Origin of the sequence: Bradyrhizobium jicamae, from assembly GCF_018130695.1 — a bacterium.
In the GTDB taxonomy this organism is placed as follows: Bacteria; Pseudomonadota; Alphaproteobacteria; order Rhizobiales; family Xanthobacteraceae; genus Bradyrhizobium; species Bradyrhizobium jicamae_B.
Genome location: NZ_JAFCJX010000012.1, coordinates 85,988 through 106,982 on the forward strand (window position 1 = coordinate 85,988; position 20,995 = coordinate 106,982).

Sequence of the window (20,995 nt, forward strand, 5' to 3'; positions counted from 1 at the left end):
AGTCCTCTCGGCCCCCTCAGCTGGCCTGATTGCGGGACGCCAGATAGCGCCCCACGAGTTCGTTGATCTTGGTCTCGATCGCCGCGCGCTCCAGCACCACGCCGCCGTCGGCCCATTCGATCCGGCAGTCGCCGGTGGCAATGGTCGGCTCGGCCAGGATGACGAGGCGGCCCTGGAAGCCGCTATGCGCGGCCATCCGCTCGATGGCTTCGCGCGCGCCTTCGTAGAGCGCATCGTTGATGCGGACCACCAGATGCGGCGTCTCGACCAGATGCGAGAAGCAGTCGCTGACCAGCGCGGTGATCTCGCCGAGCGGCTCGCGGGCGATCAGCTCGGTGCAGAGCTTTCGTGCGACCGCGACCGCGACGTCGACCGCCTCGGTCTCCATCCGCGTCTCGATCCCGGCAAAGCGCGCCGCGATGCCCTGGATCGAAACCTTGATCTCCTCCAGCGCGAGCGCCTGGCGGCGGTCGCTCTCGACCTTGGCCTCGCGCTGCGCGGCATCGTAGCCGGCGCGATAGGCGCGGGCCTCGGCGTCGGCGATCTTCTGCGCGATCTCGGCCGGCGTCGCCGCGGGCGCGCGCGACTTGTCGGGAGCTGCGAAGTCGGTGTCGAACAGGAATTTCGCGGGCGCGGCCATCAGTACACCAGCTCGTCGTCGGCGCGGTTCTTGGTCAGGGTGATCTCGCCACGCGCGGCCATGTCCTTGGCGAGGTTGACGAGCAGCGCCTGCGCCTCGTCGACGTCGCGCAGCCGCACCGGGCCCATCGCCGCCATGTCGTCCAGCAGCATCTTGCCGGCGCGCGAGGACATGTTGCCGAGGAAGAAGCTGCGGACCTCCTCGTTGGCGCTCTTCAGCGCCACCGCGAGCTTGTCCTTGTCGACGTTGCGCATCAGCGTCTGCGCCGAGCCGGCGTCGAGCTTGATCAGATCGTCGAAGGTGAACATCAGCGCCTTGATGCGCTCGGCCGATTCCCGGTTTTCCTCCTCCAGCGAGGTGATGAAACGGGTTTCGGTCTGGCGGTCGAAATTGTTGAAGATTTCCGCCATCACCTCATGGGCGTCGCGGCGGCGGGTCTGCGACAGGTTGGACATGAATTCGGTGCGCAGCGTCTGCTCGACGCGCTCGATCACTTCCTTCTGCACCGCCTCCATCCGCAGCATGCGCCCGACCACGTCGAGCGCGATGTCCTCGGGCAGGATCGCCAGCACGCGCGCGGCATGCTCCGGCTTCAGCTTCGACAGCACCACGGCGATGGTCTGCGGGTACTCGTTCTTGAGGTAGTTGGCGAGCACCTCTTCCTGCACGTTGGAGAGCTTCTCCCACATGTTGCGGCCGGCGGGACCGCGGATCTCGTCCATGATGCCGGTGACGCGCTCGGCCGGCAGGTATTGCTGCAGCAGCCGCTCGGTGGCGTCGAAATTGCCCATCAGCGCGCCGGAGGCCGACATGCGGGAGACGAATTCCAGCAGCAGGTCCTCGACCACCTCGGCCTCGACCGTGCCGAGCGTCGACATGTGAATCGAGAGGTCGCGCACCTCGTCGTCGTCGAGCTGGGCCCAGACTTTGCCGCCATACTGCTCGCCGAGCGCCAGCATCAGGATCGCCGCGCGTTTCGGACCGGGCAACGGCTTGCCCTTGGGACGATTGCCCTGCCGGCCCGCCAGCGTGGAGAGCACGGTCGAGATGTCATTGGCGTTGACGTTCTGCGGTACGGCCATTTCAGGTCTCGGCGGGTTCGCTCAACCATTGACGGACAATGGCGGCGGTCTCGTTCGGATTGCGTTCGGCCAGTTCGCCGACCCGGTGCACGGCCTGGGCGTGGACCTGGCCCTGGATCTGGGCGACGTCGATCGCCGTTGCGGCGGCGCTGCCGCCCGGCAGCATGACCTGGCCAGATCCGCCGGCGCCGTCGGCCTGCGCGCTGCCATCGGCGAGTGCCGGCACGGCCTGGCCGGTCAGCGCGGGGATCACTTCGGAAGCCAGGATGCGCTTGACCAGCGGGCGGATCACCATGAACAGCACGACCAGGCCGAGCAGCATCATCACGCCGAGCTCGATGACGTACATCACGTCATCCTTGGTGAACTGCAGCATGCCGAGGAAGCCGGTCGGCTCGTTGAGCGGGGCGACGGCCGGCGGCTCGGCGAAGCGGAGGTTGACCACCTCGACCTGGTCGCCGCGCTTCTGGTCGAAGCCGATCGCCGAGCGCACCAGGGCAGCGATCCGATCGAGCTGCTCCTTGTTGCGGTCCTGGTAGACCATCTCGCCCTTTTCATTCTTCGAATAGGCGCCGTCGACCAGCACCGCGACCGAGATCCGGTTGACGCGGCCGGCTTCGGTCACCTCGGTCTTGGTGGTGCGGGAGATCTCGTAATTGTTGGTCTCTTCGCTCTTCTTGCTCTGGTCTTTGGCGCGGACGGCGGAGTCGCCCTGGTTGCCGGGCAGCTCGTTGTTGACGGTGACCTGGCCGGAATTGTCGGCGGTGAGGCTCGATTCCTCGCGGGTCTGGGTCGAGCGCAGCACGCGGCCTTCGGGATCGAACTTGTCGGAGGTCTGGGTGATCTTGTTGTAGTCGAAATCGGCCGCGACCTTGACCCGCGCGCGGCCGGCGCCGACGACCGAGGAGACGATCTCCTCGACCTGCTTCTGGGTCCGCTTCTCGAAGGCGGTGCGGCGCTCGTCGCCGACCGCGCTCTCGGCGTCGGTGGCGGCGCCATCGGCGAGCAGCTGGCCGGCCTCGTCGACGATCGAGACGCGCTGCGGCTTCAGCCCGTTGACGGCGGAGGCGACGACGTGGCGGATTGCGCGGATCTGTTGCGGCTCCAGCGCGCCGCGCACCCGCACCACGATCGAGGCCGACGGCTCCGGCGTCTCGCGGGCGAACAGCGGCCGCTCCGGCAGCACCAGATGGACGCGCGCGGCCTGGACGCGGTCGATGGCGCGGATGGTGCGGGCGAGCTCGCCTTCCAGGGCGCGCAGGTGATTGATGTTCTGCACGAAGCTCGTGGTGCCAAGCGCGTCCGACTTGTCGAAGATCTCGTAGCCGACCCCGCCGCCCTTGGGCATGCCGCCCTCGGCGAGCTTCATGCGCAGCCGCGTCACCTTGTCCTTCGGCACCATGATGACCGCGCCTTCATTGCGCAGCTCGAACGGAATCGCCTGGCGCTCCAGTTCCTTGATGATGCCGGACGAATCTTCGGTGGAGAGATCGGTGAACAGGGTGGTCATCTGCGGCGTGGTGACGCGCATGATGACGAACGCAAAAAAGCCGATCAGGGCGGCAGTGACGGCCACCATGGCCGCAAGGCGGGCAGCGCCAAGACCTCTCAGGAAAGCAACCAGACCTTGCACCAACGGCCCCCAGGGATTCGGCCCCCAAGGCCGACTGGGCAATTATTGCCTAGGTGATGGTTTCCATATGGTTAACGAGAGTTAACGGCGGTAGCAAAATGCCAACATGAAGAAAACCGGCTTCGCGGGGCGAGGCCGGTTTTCATCAAATGCCGTAGGTTTTCGGGGGCGGCTTACTGCCGATACTGCTGGATGCGGGTGGTGCGCAATCCGGCCAGACCGTGCTGGTCGATCGAGAACTGCCAGGACAGGAATTCGTCGACGGTCAGCGTGTAGCGGCTGCAGGCTTCCTCGAGGGAAAGCAGGCCGCCGCGGACGGCAGCAACGACTTCGGCCTTGCGGCGGATCACCCACCGTTTGGTTCCGGGTGCCGGCAAATCTGCGATGGTCAACGGGCTGCCGTCAGGCCCGATGACGTACTTCACCCTCGGGCGATGGGGTTCTGTCATGGCGTACTCACAAACTCTCAACCACTGAACTCACAGGATGGAAGCTACGCCGTCCGGCTTAAAATTTGCCTAAACCCAAGGCTTCAATACGACTCTCGTTTATATGGCCGGGAACGCGACGAGGCCCGGCATCGGAAATGCCGGGCCTCGGGCGAAAATCGGGGCTGTCAGGCGGCCGGACGGCCTAGCTGGAACTGGTCGAGGGCCGCACCACGCGCTTGATCTTGTCGGTGGTGTAGCTCTGCCCGCCGATCGAGAGCAGCGGCGGCGACTGCGTCAGGTCGACCGAATCGACGACACCCTGCACCTCGGTCGAGATCGAGACGCTGTTGCCGCTGGAGTCCTTGCCCGTCGCCGTCAGCGTGTAGGTGCCCGCCGGCCACTGGCTGCCGTCATTGCCCTTGCCGTCCCAGACGAAGCTGGCATTGCCCTGGTTCAGGGTGAAATTGCCGGAGTAAGCGGTCTGGCCGGTGGCGCTGGTGATCGTGATAGTCGCGTTGGTGTCCTGCGGCGCAACCAGATTCCAGGTCGCCGATTTGTCGAACTGGGCCTTGCTGCCGTCGACCGCCACCGTGTTGCCGACATAGACCAGCGCCTGCGTCGACTGCGCGCTCTTCTCGATGTCGATCAGCGATTTCAACTGGTCGTTCGACTTCAACTGCTGTTCGACGCCGGCGAACTGCACGAGCTGCTGGGTGAACTGGTTCGTATCCAGGGGATCAAGGGGATTCTGGTTCTGCAGCTGGGTGGTCAGCAGCGTCAGGAAGGTCTGGAAATTATCCGCGATGCCGCTCGTCGCCGTCGAGGCGGTGCTGCTGCTGCTCGTGCTCGAGCCGGTGCTGGTCGCGGGGGCCGAGACGACCGGTGTCGGCATGGTTGCATCGACGGACATGGCGAACTCCTCTTACACGCGGATATCGACGCCACCGCTGGCGCCGAGCGCGCGGCCGTAGGAACGGCCGGCGACGGACGCCGTGATCGTGTCGTCTTCGCTGACGATCAGGCGATGAGCATTGGGGTTGGATTGGCCGTTGTTGTTCTGCTGCTGGCCCTGTTGCGACTGGTCGCGCAGGCTGAATTGCAGGCCGCTGTTGCCGGTCGACAGGCCGGCATTGTCGAGTGCCTTCTGCAACTGGTTGGCGTCCTGGCGCAGCATCTGCAGCGTCTCCGGCCGCTCGACGGTCAGATGCGAGGTGACCTGGCCATTGCTGTCGACATGGATGCGGACATCGATGCGTCCGAGTTCGGCGGGATCGAGGCGGATCTCGAAGTTGCTCTTGCCGTTCTTGGCGGAGCCCGCGATCTCGACCGCAAGCCCGCTCAGCGGCACGGCGGCGTTTTGCACGGCGGCCGCGACGGTGAGCTGCGCATTCGCCGCCGGCGTCGCCTGCGTGGTCTGCAGCTGCGGCTGGATCGCGTTGGCGGCCTGCGTGCTCGGGTCGATCGTTGCGGCGAGCGTCTGGGCGGCATTTGAAGTGTGGCTGCCGACCGTCGGCGTGACGGCATTGCCGCTGGCATCGCTCTTCACGGCATCCACGGCCGCATCATCGGCCTTGGCCTTGCCGTTGACGGCCTGCGGCTGGTTCACGCCCTGCACGATGGCCGCGGGCGTTGCGGCCGGCGCAGCGTTGGTCGATGCAGTCGCGCTGTTCGGGTCGATGGTTGTCGTCGCGGTCGGGTCCTTGGCGACGGTAGGCGTCTTCACCTGTTGCGCGGCGGTCTTCACGACCGGTGTATTGGTTGTGGCGTTGGCGACGAGTGCGATGCCTGTCGTTGCGGTAGCGGCCTCGGTGGCCGCGCCCTGCGCGGTGGCCGCATCGGCTGCGACGGCGCTGGCCTCGATCTTGACGCCGGCGGCCTTGGCCGCGGCGGGCGCGTTTGCCGTGGTTGCTGCCGTCGCAGTCGCTGCGGCTTCGGTGCCGGTCGGCGTCCCCGTCGCATTGCCTGTGACCGCAGCGCTGGCGGCGATCGCGGCGGCGGCGATTGCGAGCGGCGCGGTGGCCTTGTCGGAGGAGGGCGTTGCTGCGGGCGGAGTGTCAGTCACCGGCGTCGTCACGGGAATGACGGTCGCGACCACATTCGCTGTCGCCGTCGCGGTGGTGTCCTGCGTCGTGTCGGTTTGACCGGCGATGGTCGCCGTGGCGTCGTCGGTGGTCTTGTCGGTCTTGGCGGTCGACTTGTCGTCGTCGGACTTCGACGACGCTGACTTCGACTTCGTCTTGCGCACACCGTCGGTGCTGGCGTCCGACCTGGTGTCGTCGCTTGCGGCGCTGGCTGTGTCGTTATCGCTGCGCGTCGGCTTGTCCGAGGCTGAGCTGGTGTCGCGGGAGCGGGTGTCGCCGGCGGACGAGGTGTCGTCGGTCCGGCGGGACGGCGTCGACGCGGAACTCGACATATCCGAGGCGCGGCTGTCGTTGCTGGCCTGGGTGTTGCTGTCGACCAGCGCGGCAAAACTGTCGTTGCCTGAGGACGCGTCGGGGTCCGGGCGGGCCGACCGTTGGGTCTGGAATGACACGCTTGCCAATGTATCCGACGTCACGCTGAGCACAGCCAACCCTCGCAATGAGACTTCCGCCCTTCTTTCAGCAAGGACCGGGCCAGCGTCCGTCGCGAAATAATATCTTTTTATTTCAATATCTTAGGCGGGTGACTGACCTCCTTCGGCGGGTTCCGCGGCGGTCTCGTTTTTGCCCGGCGGCAAGATTTGCCGTCTTTTCCATAAGCCCATGCGGCCCCCGCTGATTGCCTCGGCCGGATGCGGCCTATATTAAAGGGTGGCCTTCCCACGCGTCCCGAACCGCCAGCGACGGCCTTGGACGTGTTCTAAGGCCTTCTGAATAAAAGGCTTTTTAATTCCATTCGCGGGGCCTATGAAGCCCCAGCGCGATAACGATCGATGACCCCTGCCATGCTCAACAGTCTGGATCTCGAAGGCCGACCTGAGGATACCCGCGTTGTCGTCGCCATGTCCGGCGGCGTCGACTCCTCGGTGACGGCTGCGCTGTTGAAGGCCGAGGGTTACGACGTGGTCGGCATCACCCTGCAGCTCTACGACCATGGCGCCGCGACCCACCGCAAGGGCGCCTGCTGCGCCGGCCGCGACATCCATGATGCCCGCAATGTCGCCGAGCGGATCGGCATTCCGCATTACGTGCTCGACTACGAAAGCCGCTTCAAGGAATCGGTGATCGACAATTTCGCCGACAGCTACGCGCTCGGCGAGACGCCGGTGCCGTGCATCGAGTGCAACCGCTCGGTCAAGTTCCGCGACCTGCTCGCGACCGCGCGTGAGCTCGGCGCGCAGGCGCTCGCCACCGGCCACTATGTCGCCTCGCGCCGTCTCGCCGACGGATCGCGCTCGCTGGTCTGCGCGGCGGATGCCGATCGCGACCAGAGCTACTTCCTGTTCGCGACCACGCGCGAGCAGCTCGACTTCCTGCGCTTCCCGCTCGGCGACATGACCAAGCCCGAGACCCGCGAGCTGGCGCGGCGCTTCGATCTTGAGGTCGCCGACAAGCAGGACAGCCAGGATATCTGCTTCGTGCCGTCCGGCCGCTACACCGACATCATCAGCCGCTTGAAGCCGAATGCGGTCGCGCCCGGCGACATCGTCGATCTCGACGGCCACGTGATCGGCCAGCACCAGGGCATCGTTCATTTCACGATCGGCCAGCGCAAGGGTCTCGGCATTGCCACCGGCAGCCCGCTCTATGTCGTCAAGCTCGATGCCGCCACGCGCCGCGTGGTGGTCGGCCCGCGCGAGGCGCTGCGCATGGATCGCATCGCGCTGCGCGACATCAACTGGATCGGCGACGGCGCGCTGGAGCGCGTGATCGGCGACGGGATCGAGCTTTATGTCCGCGTGCGCTCGACGCGCGCGCCGCAGCCGGCCTGGCTGCGCGCGGTCGATGGCGGCTACGAGGTCGAGCTGGTCGCAGGCGAGGAGGGCGTCTCGCCCGGCCAGGCCTGCGTGTTCTACGACGCAGCCGCAGGTCAGGCCCGCGTGCTCGGTGGCGGCTTCATTCGCAGCGCGACCGCAAGCCGCGTGGCGGCGAAGCCCGGCGTCGGCGATAGCCTGGTGCCGCTGGTCGAAGCGGTGCGTTAAAGCATGATCCGGAAAAGTGTGTAGCGGTTTTCCGAGCAGGATCATGCGCAAACAACAAGGCTAGGGCAGGGGGCATGGCTGCAGACATCGACCGCGAGGGGGTCGAAAAGGCCTATGGCCGTTGGGCGCCGATCTACGATCTGGTGTTCGGCAAGGTGTTCGATCAGGGCCGGCAGTCGACCATCGCGGAGGCCGACCGGATCGGCGGCCGGGTGCTCGATGTCGGTGTCGGCACCGGCCTGTCGCTGTCGGATTATGCGCGCTCGACCAAACTCTACGGCGTCGACATTTCCGAGCCGATGCTGCGGCGTGCGCTGAAGCGCGTGCGCGCGCTCGGTCTCGTCAATGTCGAGACGCTGGCGGTGATGGACGCGAAGAACCTCGCCTTCCCCGACGCGTTCTTCGACGCCGTCGTCGCGCAATATGTCATCACCGCGGTGCCGGATCCCGAAGCCACGCTCGACGACTTCGTCCGCGTGCTGAAGCCGGGCGGCGAACTGATCCTGGTCAACCACATCGGCGCCGAAAGCGGCCCGCGCCGCCTGTTCGAGCTGGCCTTTGCGCCGCTGGCGCGCCGGCTCGGCTGGCGGCCGGAGTTTCCCTGGGAGCGGTTGACCAATTGGGCTGCGAAGCATGGCGGCGTCAGCCTGGCCGAACGGCGCCCGATGCCGCCGATGGGGCATTTTTCGCTGATCCGCTTCCGCAAGACGTGATGCTGCGGCGATTTTGACCGGGAACATCGGCGCTCGCGCGCCGTTTTCTCTCCATGCGGATCACTCAGTCACTTCTCCTGTCATGTGCGCTGATGGCGCCCGCTGTGGCGTCGGCCCAGGCACCTCCTTCACCCGCGACGCCGCCGGCCCAGACCGCGCCGCCGTCGCCGCAACGCGCCGCCAATTGCGCGCCGATGCAGCAGCCCGCGCATCCCGGTGCTGCCGTGCCGGAGGGAACCACCACCGGCCAAAGCACCGCGCCGCTCGGCGACAAGCTCGCCAAATCGGATGGCGTGCTGTGCCCACCCGCCGGTGTCGACCCCGAGATGCATGCGCCAACCCCCGGCGGCGGCAACACGCCGGTGATTCCGCCGCCCGGCAGCCCCGGCGGCGATCCCACGGTCCGGCCGAAATAGCGCCTTTTTGCAAAGGCTTGATGTTTTGCAAGGACTTGGCGGCAAATGCGAGTTTGCTTGACAGGGCTCAGGCCCACTCCTTATATGCCGCGCGTTCGCAAATTGGTGGCCTCAAGCCGCAGACCGCGACGGCGTGGCGAGGTAGCTCAGCTGGTTAGAGCACGGGAATCATAATCCTGGGGTCGGGGGTTCAAGTCCCTCTCTCGCTACCACACTCCCCATAACCCGTTGATTTTCCATGCTTGGCCGATTGATACGCGCCAAGAGGGATATCTCATTGATACATCCGGGGTGGTCTCGGATCAATTCTCACAGATGGACCACGCAATGGTGGCGCTGGTGGCGAGTGGTTCGCATATTGATTTCCTGAAGTTTGCAAAGCTAACGGGAGGCACGATTTCTGGTCAGGTAACCGACTACGCCGACTTCCAATTTCTCAGGTTCGACCACAATCCCAACGGAGTTCTGCTCCTCACCTCAACCGCGCTGAGGCGATGAACGCCACCAACGGGCGCATGCACTGGGAACGGTCGGGGCGGGCCTCGCCGTGGCGCTGATGGCCGACATCAGCATCATGGCCGAAGAGGCGAAAATCACCGACGGCCACGTGAGGATCGGCGTCTCCGCCGGCGACCATGCCGTCGTCCTGTGGCCGCTGCTTTGCAGCATGGAAGGCCAAATACTATTTGATGACCGCGGACTTCGTCGACGGCAAGGAGGCGGAACGGATCGGACTCGTCAGCCTCTGCGTGCCGCGCGCGCAACTACTCGACAAGGCCATGGCGACGGCGGACAAACTCGCCAACGGAAGCCAGCTCGCTATCTGTTATACAGTAGCGGTCGCTGAACAACTGGATGCGGATGTTTCAGCCGGCCTTCGATGCTTCGCTCGCGATGGAGATGCTGTGCTTCCTCGGTGACGACGCTAGGGAAGGCATCGCTGCGGTAAAGCGCGGGCTGAGCTCTGTTGTACATCACGGACAGGGATGCCGTTGCCCGTCGTATCCGAGATAGGTGCCCGAGCGCGGGTCGTAGGACTTGAAGCGCTGCGAACAATATGAGCCGTTCTCCAGGGCCTGCGCGCGGCTGTTTGCGATCGCTCCCCCAATCGCGGCGCCGGCGGCGAAACCTCCGAGGGCAGGTCCCCAGCCATAGTGACGTGAACGACCATAGCGCCATCCATCGTGGTGATGACGATGATGCCAGTTGCCCCGCCATTGAACGGCAACAATGTCGGACGACATGTTGGAGGTACGTTGTACTCCGAATGGTGCAGCGGTGGCGCCGTTTGCGCCGAGGGCGACCGCGAGCAGGGCGGCAGTTGCAACAGTCAGTGTGCGTAGAGTTCCCACGTTCGATCTCCGTTTTGTTTTGCTTCGTGCTGGGCCAATGCATTGGGTTGTCCCAAGGTTCAAATCGCAGAGGGTACAGACGCGTACCGACGCGAACAAAGAGGAGCGGTGGCCTATTCGGGCCGTTGCGCTCGAGCAATGTCGGCGAAGCGGCATCTTCTGTACGGTCTGGGAGAATGCATCAGAGTTTGCGGCCGAAGACGGTTGAAGCAAACGTTTGTACTGTAGCGTACCTTCGGAGTTGCTGCGAAATGACTTCGTTAGATGGTCGTTGTAAGTTTTAATCTCGCGGCATCATAAAATTAGGCCGTCAAAATCATTCCAGGAGGGTTTGCGGCCCCGGCGCTCGCGCCGGGGCCGCTTTTATTCATTGGGCATCGCCGGGTTGCCGCAAGCGTTCCAGCGTGGCCTGTCGTGCAGGAGCCCCACCGTCGGGCCAAATAAGCCGGCGCGAAAGCGTACCATTGCGTATTGATGAACTGCGGCGGTGGGACCACTATGATCATGATGTCGGATCCCCCAGGTCCGGCGTTAGCCGCGATTGCTGCCACAGGGACCCCAGCTCAGCCCCCGAGTTGGGGTCTCTCGCTGCTGGCTATAGTCAGTGAGCAAGAGGGCAGTTTTCCGCAGCCCTTCAACGGAGCTTGAGCCTTGTGGCCGGGTCGCATCGGGACGTCATTTCTTCGATAGATGTTCGAGCCAACCTTGCGAAACGCCATAGCGCACGATATCGGCGCGCGTATAGAGGCCCAGTTTCTCGACTGCTCTGGATTTGTGAGTTTCCACTGTCTTGATGCTAACCTCGATACGAGCGGCAATCTCTTTGTTGCTGAAACCCTGAGCGATAAAGCGTAGCACTTCTGCCTCGCGCGGGGTGAGTTCGAGGCGTGCGGTATTCTCCGATAGTGCATTATCGCCCGATGCTGATGGCAGAGCTTTCTCGGCGATCGCGGGGTCGAGATATACACCGCCCTCGGCGATCGCCCGGATGGCTCGCACCAGTTCATCGGCTGCGGACCGTTTGAGTAGATATCCCCGCGCGCCGGCCTGTAACATCGGCTGAACGTAGGCGCGATCCTCATGCACCGTTAGGGCCAGTAACAGAACATGTGGAAACTGAGCTGAAATACGTTGCGCGAGCTCGATACCACCTACGATTGGAAGTGAGATATCCAAGACAGCGATGTCAGGCCGCTCCTGTCCGATGATGTCTAGCGCGGTCTTGCCGTCGGTCGCTTCACCAACGATGGCAATATCTTCCACGGGCTCAAGTAGGGCCTTCATACCGGCAAGTACGAGTGGGTGATCGTCGGCCAGTGTGATCCGGATGGGTTTCACGAGCCAGCATCCTTTGCAGACAGCGGTACTGTCATGAAGAGCGTCGTTCCGACATCCGGTTCGGATTCAATGGTAAGCGTTCCGCCGAGCAGCGCCAGTCTTTCTTCCATGACGGAAAGGCCCAGCCTCGAAGTATTCGGATCTGAGCGCGGCAATTTCGACAGATCGAAGCCAACACCGTCGTCTTCCATGATGACGCGCAGTTCGTCCTTCCGCCGGTCGAAAACGAGGCTCACGTTTCGGGCGTTGCCGTGTTTGACCACATTATTAAGAGCTTCTTGGATTGCCCGGTAGAGGGCGATTTCGACCTCAAGCGGAAGCCGGTCGGCAGGTCCGAGGATCTGCACGTCCGTATTTATTCCAAAGCGGCGGGTCCATTCCGCACAAACAGCCTCTATGGCCTTATGCAGACCGAGGTCGTCCAAGGCAGTGGGGCGAAGGTCTGCGGCAATCTGATGAATATCGCGTCCGATCCCACTGGCGAGTCCCTGTAGCCAGTGCAACTTATCGATCTGGGCAGGATCGGAGGTTGCCGTCGCGATCGATTGTTCGAGGCTTTTCAGACCCAGCAATAGTCCCGTGACCGTCTGTCCGATTTGGTCGTGCAACTCGCGAGAGATTCGCCGGCGCTCGTTCTCTTCTGCATCGCCGAGCCGTCTCAACAAACGTTGGCGATCAAACTCCGCGCGCTTCATCTCGTCGATGTCCAGCAGCACGCCGATAATGACCTCGGAATTGTGCCCATTGAGGCGGGAGCTACGCGCACTGGCGCGCAACCAACGCCCGTCTGGTGGAGCGGTGCGGAACTCGGCTGCTACGCCATCACTATCGCGATATTGCAGCAGTTTCCTTTCGAATGATGCTCGATCCGCCGGATCGATACCGGCCAGAAGTGCCTCGATGGGGATGCCCACGTCCCCGGTACCCCCAGCGATCTTGAGCATTTCCAAAGACCGTTGTGAGGCAATGACCTCACCGGTCGGCACATTCCAGCTGAAGACTCCGAGGTCGGCCGCATCGACCATCAGCCGGCGCCTTTCCTCACTCTCTTTTAAAGCCAGCGCGGCCTGGGCTTCTTGCTCGACGCGTCGTTGTGAAATGTCTCGCGCTGTGAACCAGACGAGCGCCAGCGCCAAGGCCAGGCTGACCGCACCCCCGCTGGCAAGAAAGATCGCGGAACGGCGGACGGGGGCGTCGAGCTGATCGGTGGGAATGCCAAGATGCACCGACCAGCCGCCGGTGCCGGGTAATTCCTTGTAGATCGAATCGACCTTGGCCCCTTCGAGCGTCGTTCCAACGTAAGTGCCTTGGGAACCCTCGGCGATGGCTTCCCGGACTGACGCGCTGGCAGGACGCCCGAGCTCAAATTGTTCGGCGATCGTCCGCGCGACAATGTTGCCTCGGCCATCGACCACAACGCCGACCCACCCGGGCGGAGCCCCCGCGCTTTTCAGGATCTGACTCACCGCGTCGGGCACGAGCGCGACGGTCAAAACAAACTTCAGCTCGCCATTGCGCTCGACGGGAGCTCTCAGTGCGACAAGACGCTTACCCGAAATTGGGCCCAGCGGTCCAATGCCGCCAATGGCCGCCTTACGAGTTGTCAGGATCCTTTCGAAATTTTCCCGGTCCGCGGTGGCCCCGAGATCTGCTCCGATGGGACGCAGCAGATTGAGCACTTGATTGCCCTTGGGATCGACTAGTTCGATCGTTTCCCAGAGGGGTCTGGTCTCTTTAACCCGAAGAGCCTCGACATAGAACGAGGAGAGATCCGGTGCATCGAGACTCGCCGCGGCGGCGAGCGTTTCCGCGATCTGGACTTGGAGCGCGAGATCCGATGAGATGCGGGTTACGACACGATCTAGGGTCTCAAGCGCTGCAAGGCGGGAGTCGGTTCGCTCCTGCCGGGCGTTGAGGAAGACTACCCATCCCGCAAAAAGCACGAGTGGAATGGCCGCTGCCATGACTAGAAGGATCAGCGGACGTCGGGCGGCCCTCGCCGAGCCTTTCTGTGCAAGAGCTTTCAAACTCGGTGCCTCGTTGCAAGGATAGCCTCGGGCCGAAAGGGGCCGCAATCGGCAAATTCAGGCATGTCAGGGGTTTTCCTGACTGGAACGGCCCTTTGCCCGACTGGGCCAAGCCGGGCCCGCTCCCCATGATCAGTCTAACGGCAATCATGAGGTGGCAAATGCTCGAACTCGATTTTGAAAAGCGAGAAATGCAGAACTTGAGTTCTGCATCATCGGTCGGCTTAAAGCCGGTTCTGAGGGCACGATACGCATCACCGCTGGATGTAGGCAACGACCTCGTTGCGCGTTTGTCTCCGCCGTCGCGCCATTCGCTCTTGGAGCGTTGCGAGCCCGTTCGCCTGACCGCAAGACAGGTGCTTCAGGAGCGGAGGCTTCCGATGCAACACGCATACTTCATCGAGTCCGGTGCGGCTTCGCTTACGACCAGGGCCGGGGATTGCCCGCCAGTTGAAATCCACACTTTGGGAAGGAAGGATTTCGTCGGTGTTCCCCTTGTGCTCGGAATGCGAGTTTCTCCGCATCGCTGCACCGTTCACGTTCCCGGAAACGCATTGCGCATCGAAACCGAAGCGCTGATCGGCTTGATCAAGGCGGACCGGGAGATTGAAAAACTGTTGCTGCGCTATGTGCAGGCGACGCTGATACACAGTTCCCAACTCGTTGCATGCAATTCGAGACACAATCTACCCCAGCGATTGGCCCGATGGCTTCTGGTTGCTCGCGATCGGATTGGTGGCAACGAGATCGCACTCACCCACAAGTGCATGGCCCAGGCACTCGGCGTGCGCCGTGCTGGCATTACGACGACCGTGGGCGATATGGAAGCGAGCGGTCTGATCCGGCGGAGCCGCGGACGAATCGTGATCGTTGATGAGAGCCGCCTAGAGGAGGCTTCCTGTACCTGCTTTCGGGTAATTCGATCAGCCCACGAGAGCTCCCTGGCTGGGCCGATCGCGTTACGCGTCGCGCATCCCTGATCGATCGGACTTGTGTGGGGGTTCATCCAAAGGAGTGTACGAGATGACGATTACCACCAAGGGCTCCACCGGCTTCACTGCGTCGATCGCAATCCTCTTGCTGGCTCTTTCGATCGGGTCTGCCGGCGCCGCGGATAAGAAATATGACACGGGCGTAACCGACACGGAGATCAAGATCGGCAATATAATGCCCTATAGCGGGCCGGCCTCCGCCTATGGAATTATCGGACGCGTCGAAGCAGCGTATTTCCGTAAGGTCAACGACGACGGCGGAATCAACGGCAGGAAGATCAACTTCATCTCCTACGACGATTCCTACAGTCCGCCAAAGACGGTCGAGCAGGCACGCAAACTGGTCGAAAGCGACGGTGTCCTGCTCATCTTCAATTCGCTGGGCACACCAACGAACAGCGCAATCCAGCATTACATGAACCAGAAGAAGGTACCGCAGCTCTTCGTTGCCACCGGCGCAACCAAATGGGCCGATCCAGAGCATTTTTCCTGGACCATGGGCTGGCAGCCCAGCTATCAGACCGAGGCTCGGATTTACGCACGCTACATTCTTCAGCAGAAGCCCGACGCTAAGATTGCCGTGCTTTATCAGAACGACGACTACGGCAAGGACTATCTGAAAGGTCTGACCGACGGTTTGGGCAAAAAGGCCGGCATGATTGTGGCGCAGGACAGCTACGATGTGTCGGAGCCAACGATCTCGTCGCACATTGTCAATTTGCAGGCCAGCGGCGCGGACACCCTTTTCGTGGTTGCCACGCCGAAATTCGCCGCGCAGTCCATCAAAGAGGTGCGTCAGCTCAAGTGGGATCCCTTGTTCATTCTGAACAATGTCAGCGCGTCGGTAGGTTCCGTTCTAAAGCCGGCTGGTCTGGACAACGCCAAGGGGCTCATTTCCGCGGCCTACATGAAGGACGAGACAGATCCGAAATGGTTGAGTCAGCCGGACTCCAAGGAATGGGCCGCGTTCCTCGACAAGTACATGCCCGACGCAGACAAGTCCGACGCCGGAGCGGCGGTTGGATATTCGGTTGCACGAACGCTCGTTCATGTGCTCAAGGCGTGCGGAGACGATCTCACCCGGGAGAACGTCATGAAGCAGGCAGCAAATCTCAGGGATTTTGATCCAGGCCTGCTTTTGCCCGGGATCAAGATCAGCACCAGCGCGACCGATTTTGCACCAATTCAGCAGCTCCAGCTTATGAAGTTCGACGGCAAATCATGGGAATTGTTCGGCCCGGTCATGAACGCCAACGCAAACTCGTAATCTGCTTCTCAACGGAGGGCCTTCCGCTGGTCAAGCGGAAGGCTTCTTGTGCCAGCAGCGTTCGGCGCTCTTGCTGTTGAATTGACGACCTCGTGAGCAATCAGCCGCAATTGTGTTGCAATCTTCGGCTCCTATCGAAGCGAACCGGAGCGCAGATCTCACTCGGCCGGTGCCAGTTTCGTCCCGTCCATAAGCTTTTTTTGAACGGCGTTGCGAGGACTGATGTCTTTTAGCTTGTCATTTGTTTTCTGTTGGAGCTGAGCGACAAACCGTTCATGCTGTCCGCGCTGTTCGGATGGCTCAAGCGCAAATATAGCCTCCTGCCGCGCACTATCGGCCTGCTGCTTCTGACCGTCGTGGTCTCGGCCCTGCTCGTGTTGATTGACCTCGCCGTGCCAGGCCACCACCTGCTTGAACCGCCACTTTCGGCGGCCAGACTTTGGAGGCTCGCTGACGAAACCCTGAACTTTGTACTCCCTCCGCCGGTCGGAATGGACGTTCTCGTCTCGCGCTTCGATTGCGGTCTACTCCTGGGGGCCGTTGCTGCAAACGCAATAGATTGGACGGCGTTTTGCGGCAGGTCTTCCGCCGACGCCCCTCTTCCGGGCCAGCTACGCTTCGCTTGAGAATGTTCTGTTCATGACGCGGGGGGGCGTGCGGGGAGGAAGATCGGTCGCGCTGGCCTTGTCGCTTCGCAGAACCCTGGCCAAGTCCGCGATCCTTGCGGCAACGTATGCTGTTTCGGCGTTTGGCGTCGTGGTGAAAGAAGCTTCGCTCAGAATCCGTTGCACGACGGCCGCTTCTACTGACGGGCTGAGTAGATCAGCGGGGCGCCCAGACGGCGTCCAGTTATCGCGCTGAGGGCCCGCTACCATTCGATGCGGGATAGAGACAATCGAGCGCATTGACCCTAGGAACGTATGGCGTCAATGGCGTGCGCCAGCGCAATCCCAATGCTCAGCAGCAACATGGCAGCAACTATGATTTCACTCATCTCTGTGCCTTGACTTGGTGTCCGACGTGTACTTTGTCAAAGTCATCTCCCAGACGTGATCGAGCATTCGTTGAATGCCATTCGTCAGGATTGCACGAGTTCTCATCGGCAAGACGCGTATCGCGCGTGGTGTGGATTTGCGCTTCGACCCAATGGCACCCGTGGGAATTGCGGCGTCTCCCGTGCGGCTGGTCGACGGATTTGCAAATGATATCTCAAGCATCGGCGTCCTCGCTGGTTCGGATCGCAATGGCGCAGTTTAACGTGGAGCTAAGCGCCTATCGACGCGAGTCGGGCCAATACGTGTCTCCTGTCGGGAAATTCCCGACGACAATCGGACGCGACCACGATACCCCACGACAAATGGATACAATGCCGGGCACGTTTCGCGGCTACGGCGTGCTCGCGTGGCTGTTCCCGGGGGAGAGCAATGTGCGGTCCGACGCAGAGGTTTTTGTGGAAGTGCTCGAGGAAGCCGGGCGCCTTGCAGGTTTTCCGACCTGAGTTCGCGAGAGTTCGGCCTGTTTATTGATCTCAAGCACAAGCCCCCGCGGCCCACGATTATACGAATGGCGGAAAAGACGATCTGAGGAGGCACGGGTTGCCGAGCGACGGCGTAAACAGCGTTCAGAGCGAGCCTGACGGCCATGGAACTCCAAAGCAACATCCGCGACTTGGAGGCACCATGAACAGCGGTCCTTTTGGCGCTTGGATGTACCCGAGAAAGCCTTGATGTTATGTTGTTTTCGGTGAATTAGATTTGTGACTGTATCGGGTGGCGGAAACAGTACTGTCGAGTGCGCTTATTGTATTTTCGCATTCGAGAAAGAAAGCGTAGCGATGAGGTATATTCTAGCCTTAGGCAGTCCGTCGCTGCGGAATTCACTGATCGCGACGAGCATGTGTCCGGCTCTAGCCGCGCGTGCAGGCCCTCTCCGGGGTTGGACGCTCGACGATATGGGGCCATGATCGCCTAGCACATCCGCGATGTTCTTTGATCTAGCGCAAACCTTGACTAAGGATGATGGAGGTCAGTTTGCCGACGATGGCATCAAGGATTGTATTCCGGAATCGAGGGATTTCTTTTGACCAGCGCCGTCGTTGTCATTTTCATCGTCGCTTATGCCGCCATCGCACTAGACCATCCTATCAAGGTCAATAAGGCTGCCTCGGCGCTTCTTGGCGCTGGAGTGCTGTGGACCGTATACGCGCTGTCCACGACCAGCCACGCGCAGGTCACCTCTCAGCTCGATGCATCAGTCGCATCGACTGCTCAGATTGTCTTCTTTCTGATTGGGGCTATGACAATTGTCGAGGTGATTGACGCCCATAATGGCTTCGAAGTCATTACGTCACAGATCCGCACGAGGAAACAAGTCCCGTTGATGTGGCTCGTAAGCTTCGTCGCTTTTTTTCTCAGCGCCATGCTCGACAATCTGACGACGACGATCGTAATGATTTCGCTCATGCGCAAACTCTGTGGCAAGCAGGAAGACCGGCTTTTCTTTGCAGCGATGATCGTTATCGCCGCTAACGCAGGGGGAGCTTGGTCGGTGATCGGTGATGTCACCACTACCATGCTATGGATCGGCGGCCAGATATCACCGCTTCCAATCATGACGAGGGTCTTTGTGCCGTCGCTTGTAAATCTCTTGCTCCCACTCCTGGTCGTTTCTCAGCTGCTAAGGGGAAAAGTTATCGAGCGATCAAGTCATCAAGAAATGTCAGCCGCACATGTCAATCATTTCGAGCGCAACTTGATGTTTTATCTGGGGCTCGGACTGCTTATCGCCGTGCCGGTCTTCAAGACCCTCACCCACCTGCCGCCCTTTATGGGCATTCTGCTGGCGCTCGGCCTTCTTTGGCTGACCGGCGAATTGGTACATCGGGCCAAAGGTGCAGAAGAGAAAGCGCCCCTCACGCTTGTCCACGCTTTGAAGCAGATCGATCTGGCTTCAATCGTGTTCTTCATCGGCATCTTGTTGGCGGTAGCCGTCCTGGAGCATGCCCACGTGCTGAGGGCTTTAGCAGAATGGCTCGATAACCGTATTGGCCGGATCGATATCATCATAATATTACTGGGTCTGTTGAGCGCAGTCGTGGATAATGTGCCGCTCGTGGCGGCTTCCATGAGCATGTATACCTTGGGGCAATATCCCCCCGATAGCTTCCTCTGGGAATTTGTCGCCTATTGTGCAGGAACTGGAGGGTCGATCCTCATCATTGGATCGGCAGCTGGTGTCGCAGCCATGGGTCTCGAAAAAATCCACTTCTTCTGGTACATGAGGCGAATGAGCGGTCTGGCTTTACTTGGATATTTCGGCGGGGCTACCGTATACATCGTGCAATATGGACTACTGCACTAATGCTCGAAGCTATTTTCGCAGGAGCGGTACTCGCAACTTGCTTGCGCTGGATAAGTCGCTCCATGAGAGAGCCAAATGGCTTTGCGCGGAACTCCAGCCGAGGTGCTTTTATGAGCGAGCTCAATAATCGCCTCGCGAAGCAATCCTCGCGCTCGGGTAAGCCGACAGCATTATCTCACCCGACATGACTCCACACAAATGTCATGGAGGTAAGTCTGAGCACCGGATGTTCTCCAGTTACCGAAAGCTGCGGAATTGCCATAAATCCCTAGTTAGATGAGGGGGAAAGCGCAGCTTTCGTGGGCGATCCATGCATCGTTGACACGCTGTAACCTCTGGTTCCTGCTATGAAGTCAATCCTGATATCAGGCGTTGGAGTAGCCGGCCCTACGATCGCTTTCTGGCTAAAGCAGGCCGGCTTCGAACCGACGTTGGTCGAACGAACGGCCTGCTTACGCATCGGCGGCTATGTCATCGATTTCTGGGGCCTCGGGTACGACATAGCCGAAAGAATGGGACTGATCGAAGAGATCAACCGCATCGGCTATCACGTCAAGGAAATGCAGGTTGTAGATGGCGTTGGCCGCCGCCGCGTCGGCTTTGGTACGAACGTCTTTGCTGAACTGACAGGGGGACGTTACGTGACGTTGCCGCGAAGCGAACTGTCTCGATTATTGTTCGAGAAAAGCAAGGCATGCGCCGAGTGGATCTTTGACGATGAAATTATCGGACTGCGTGAAGATGCAGATGGAGTCTTGGTTCGGCTGAAGCATGCCGGCGAACGCCGGTTCGATCTTGTGATTGGTGCCGACGGCTTGCATTCGAGCGTTCGCCAGCTTGCCTTTGGCCCGTCAGCGCAATTCGAGAAGCACCTCGGTTACATGGTCGCTGCTTTCGAAGTGAGCGGATATCGACCGCGCGAAGAGGATGTGTACCTGATGTTTGGCCAGCCAGGCAGGATGGTTGGGCGCTTCACCCTGCACGACGACCGCACACTTTTTCTATTCGTGTTTGTCGCCCCCGATGCCGGAATGCCCGCGACGCTGGCTCAGCAGAAAGCGCTGCTGCAGAAAGTCTACGGACACGACGGTTGGGAATGCCCGAAGATTCTTGCGGAGCTGGCGCGAGCCGACACAATCTACCTGGATAGCGTCAGCCAAATCAGGATGCAGAATTGGACGCAGGGCCGCGTCGCGCTGATCGGCGACGCGGCCTTCTGTGTGTCGTTGCTGGCCGGACAGGGCTCGGCGCTCGCCATGATCTCGGCCTATGTGATGGCGGGTGAGCTCGCGCTGGCGAGTGGACGATATCAAGAAGCCTTCGCACGGTATGAAACGCTGCTCCGAGACTACATTGGCACCAAGCAGGTAGCCGCAGAGCGTTTCGCCGGAGCGTTCGCTCCAAAGACGCGCGCCGGCCTGTTTTTCCGCAATCAGGTCATTCGTGCTTTTGCGTTCCCTGGCCTGGCCAAGCTCTTCATCGGTCGGGACATCGCCGACAAGGTGGACCTTCCCAATTATTCGTGGTCGGCTCTTCGTTAGGCGGGGACCGCCCAACGATTGATCAGATCGTCAGAAACATTCCGCCGGGTTCAGCGACGCCTGCTGTCATTGGACATGAA

At 61.4% G+C, this 20,995-nt stretch carries 20 protein-coding genes and 1 tRNA gene; 12 read left to right on the forward strand and 9 right to left on the reverse strand.

Translation table 11 applies throughout. The features are described 5' to 3' along the window. Window positions 1-16 precede the first annotated feature (16 nt). The 6 genes from JQ604_RS19005 to JQ604_RS19030 form a co-directional block, all read right to left on the reverse strand. On the reverse strand, window positions 17-640 hold the full coding sequence (locus tag JQ604_RS19005; RefSeq protein WP_212359457.1) for a FliH/SctL family protein: 624 nt from the start codon (window positions 638-640) through the stop codon (window positions 17-19). Continuing rightward, the gene (fliG, locus tag JQ604_RS19010; protein ID WP_212359460.1) at window positions 640-1,722 is read right to left on the reverse strand and encodes a flagellar motor switch protein FliG; all 1,083 of its coding nucleotides are present in this window, start codon (window positions 1,720-1,722) and stop codon (window positions 640-642) included. Before fliG ends, JQ604_RS19005 begins: the two co-directional genes overlap by 1 nt. Window position 1,723: 1 nt before the next feature. After that, complete coding sequence (fliF, locus tag JQ604_RS19015; protein ID WP_212359463.1) at window positions 1,724-3,355, reverse strand: flagellar basal-body MS-ring/collar protein FliF; 1,632 nt, start codon at window positions 3,353-3,355, stop codon at window positions 1,724-1,726. A gap of 173 nt (window positions 3,356-3,528) precedes the next feature. After that, entirely contained in the window at window positions 3,529-3,804 is a 276-nt protein-coding gene (locus tag JQ604_RS19020) for a DUF1153 domain-containing protein (protein ID WP_002714638.1), read from the reverse strand. A 184-nt stretch (window positions 3,805-3,988) separates the two neighbouring features. Beyond that, a complete protein-coding gene (locus tag JQ604_RS19025) occupies window positions 3,989-4,696 on the reverse strand; it encodes a flagellar hook assembly protein FlgD (RefSeq protein WP_212359468.1) in 708 nt (235 codons plus the stop codon). A gap of 12 nt (window positions 4,697-4,708) precedes the next feature. Beyond that, on the reverse strand, window positions 4,709-6,319 hold the full coding sequence (locus tag JQ604_RS19030) for a flagellar hook-length control protein FliK (RefSeq protein ID WP_212359471.1): 1,611 nt from the start codon (window positions 6,317-6,319) through the stop codon (window positions 4,709-4,711). A gap of 393 nt (window positions 6,320-6,712) precedes the next feature. Between JQ604_RS19030 and mnmA the strand changes: the two genes are divergently transcribed. From mnmA to JQ604_RS19060, 6 genes are all read left to right on the forward strand, one after another. Next, window positions 6,713-7,909 carry a tRNA 2-thiouridine(34) synthase MnmA gene (gene mnmA, locus JQ604_RS19035; protein ID WP_212359474.1) on the forward strand — a complete coding sequence of 399 codons (1,197 nt, stop codon included), beginning with the start codon at window positions 6,713-6,715 and terminating at the stop codon, window positions 7,907-7,909. 74 nt (window positions 7,910-7,983) lie between these two features. Beyond that, window positions 7,984-8,622 carry a class I SAM-dependent methyltransferase gene (locus tag JQ604_RS19040; RefSeq protein ID WP_212359479.1) on the forward strand — a complete coding sequence of 213 codons (639 nt, stop codon included), beginning with the start codon at window positions 7,984-7,986 and terminating at the stop codon, window positions 8,620-8,622. Window positions 8,623-8,675: 53 nt separating this feature from the next. Further along, on the forward strand, window positions 8,676-9,038 hold the full coding sequence (locus JQ604_RS19045; protein ID WP_212359483.1) for a hypothetical protein: 363 nt from the start codon (window positions 8,676-8,678) through the stop codon (window positions 9,036-9,038). 135 nt (window positions 9,039-9,173) lie between these two features. Then, window positions 9,174-9,250, forward strand: a tRNA-Met gene (locus JQ604_RS19050). A gap of 115 nt (window positions 9,251-9,365) precedes the next feature. Beyond that, a complete protein-coding gene (locus JQ604_RS19055) occupies window positions 9,366-9,536 on the forward strand; it encodes a hypothetical protein (protein WP_212359486.1) in 171 nt (56 codons plus the stop codon). A gap of 137 nt (window positions 9,537-9,673) precedes the next feature. Continuing rightward, complete coding sequence (locus tag JQ604_RS19060) at window positions 9,674-9,958, forward strand: enoyl-CoA hydratase-related protein (RefSeq protein ID WP_283818008.1); 285 nt, start codon at window positions 9,674-9,676, stop codon at window positions 9,956-9,958. Between the two features lie 54 nt (window positions 9,959-10,012). Here JQ604_RS19060 and JQ604_RS19065 read toward each other — a convergent pair whose 3' ends face one another. From JQ604_RS19065 to JQ604_RS19075, 3 genes are all read right to left on the reverse strand, one after another. Beyond that, window positions 10,013-10,546 carry a BA14K family protein gene (locus JQ604_RS19065; protein ID WP_212359493.1) on the reverse strand — a complete coding sequence of 178 codons (534 nt, stop codon included), beginning with the start codon at window positions 10,544-10,546 and terminating at the stop codon, window positions 10,013-10,015. 519 nt (window positions 10,547-11,065) lie between these two features. Then, a complete protein-coding gene (locus JQ604_RS19070; protein WP_212359496.1) occupies window positions 11,066-11,728 on the reverse strand; it encodes a response regulator in 663 nt (220 codons plus the stop codon). After that, a complete protein-coding gene (locus JQ604_RS19075) occupies window positions 11,725-13,692 on the reverse strand; it encodes a sensor histidine kinase (protein ID WP_249158363.1) in 1,968 nt (655 codons plus the stop codon). The genes JQ604_RS19070 and JQ604_RS19075 overlap by 4 nt, the downstream gene beginning before the upstream one ends. A gap of 224 nt (window positions 13,693-13,916) precedes the next feature. Between JQ604_RS19075 and JQ604_RS19080 the strand changes: the two genes are divergently transcribed. The 6 genes from JQ604_RS19080 (at window position 13,917) to JQ604_RS19105 (ending at window position 20,915) form a co-directional block, all read left to right on the forward strand. Then, window positions 13,917-14,735, forward strand: a complete 819-nt coding sequence (locus tag JQ604_RS19080; protein ID WP_249158365.1) for a Crp/Fnr family transcriptional regulator — start codon at window positions 13,917-13,919, stop codon at window positions 14,733-14,735. Window positions 14,736-14,778: 43 nt separating this feature from the next. Continuing rightward, window positions 14,779-16,014, forward strand: a complete 1,236-nt coding sequence (locus JQ604_RS19085) for an ABC transporter substrate-binding protein (protein ID WP_212359500.1) — start codon at window positions 14,779-14,781, stop codon at window positions 16,012-16,014. 251 nt (window positions 16,015-16,265) lie between these two features. Beyond that, entirely contained in the window at window positions 16,266-16,640 is a 375-nt protein-coding gene (locus tag JQ604_RS19090; protein WP_212359505.1) for a hypothetical protein, read from the forward strand. A gap of 617 nt (window positions 16,641-17,257) precedes the next feature. Further along, window positions 17,258-17,512 (forward strand): hypothetical protein, encoded by a 255-nt coding sequence (locus JQ604_RS19095; RefSeq protein ID WP_212359508.1) that lies wholly within the window; start codon window positions 17,258-17,260, stop codon window positions 17,510-17,512. A gap of 581 nt (window positions 17,513-18,093) precedes the next feature. Continuing rightward, window positions 18,094-19,374, forward strand: coding sequence for a sodium:proton antiporter NhaD (nhaD, locus tag JQ604_RS19100; protein ID WP_212359513.1), 1,281 nt, complete (start codon window positions 18,094-18,096; stop codon window positions 19,372-19,374). Between the two features lie 347 nt (window positions 19,375-19,721). After that, entirely contained in the window at window positions 19,722-20,915 is a 1,194-nt protein-coding gene (locus JQ604_RS19105) for an FAD-binding domain (RefSeq protein WP_212359517.1), read from the forward strand. Window positions 20,916-20,995 lie beyond the last annotated feature (80 nt).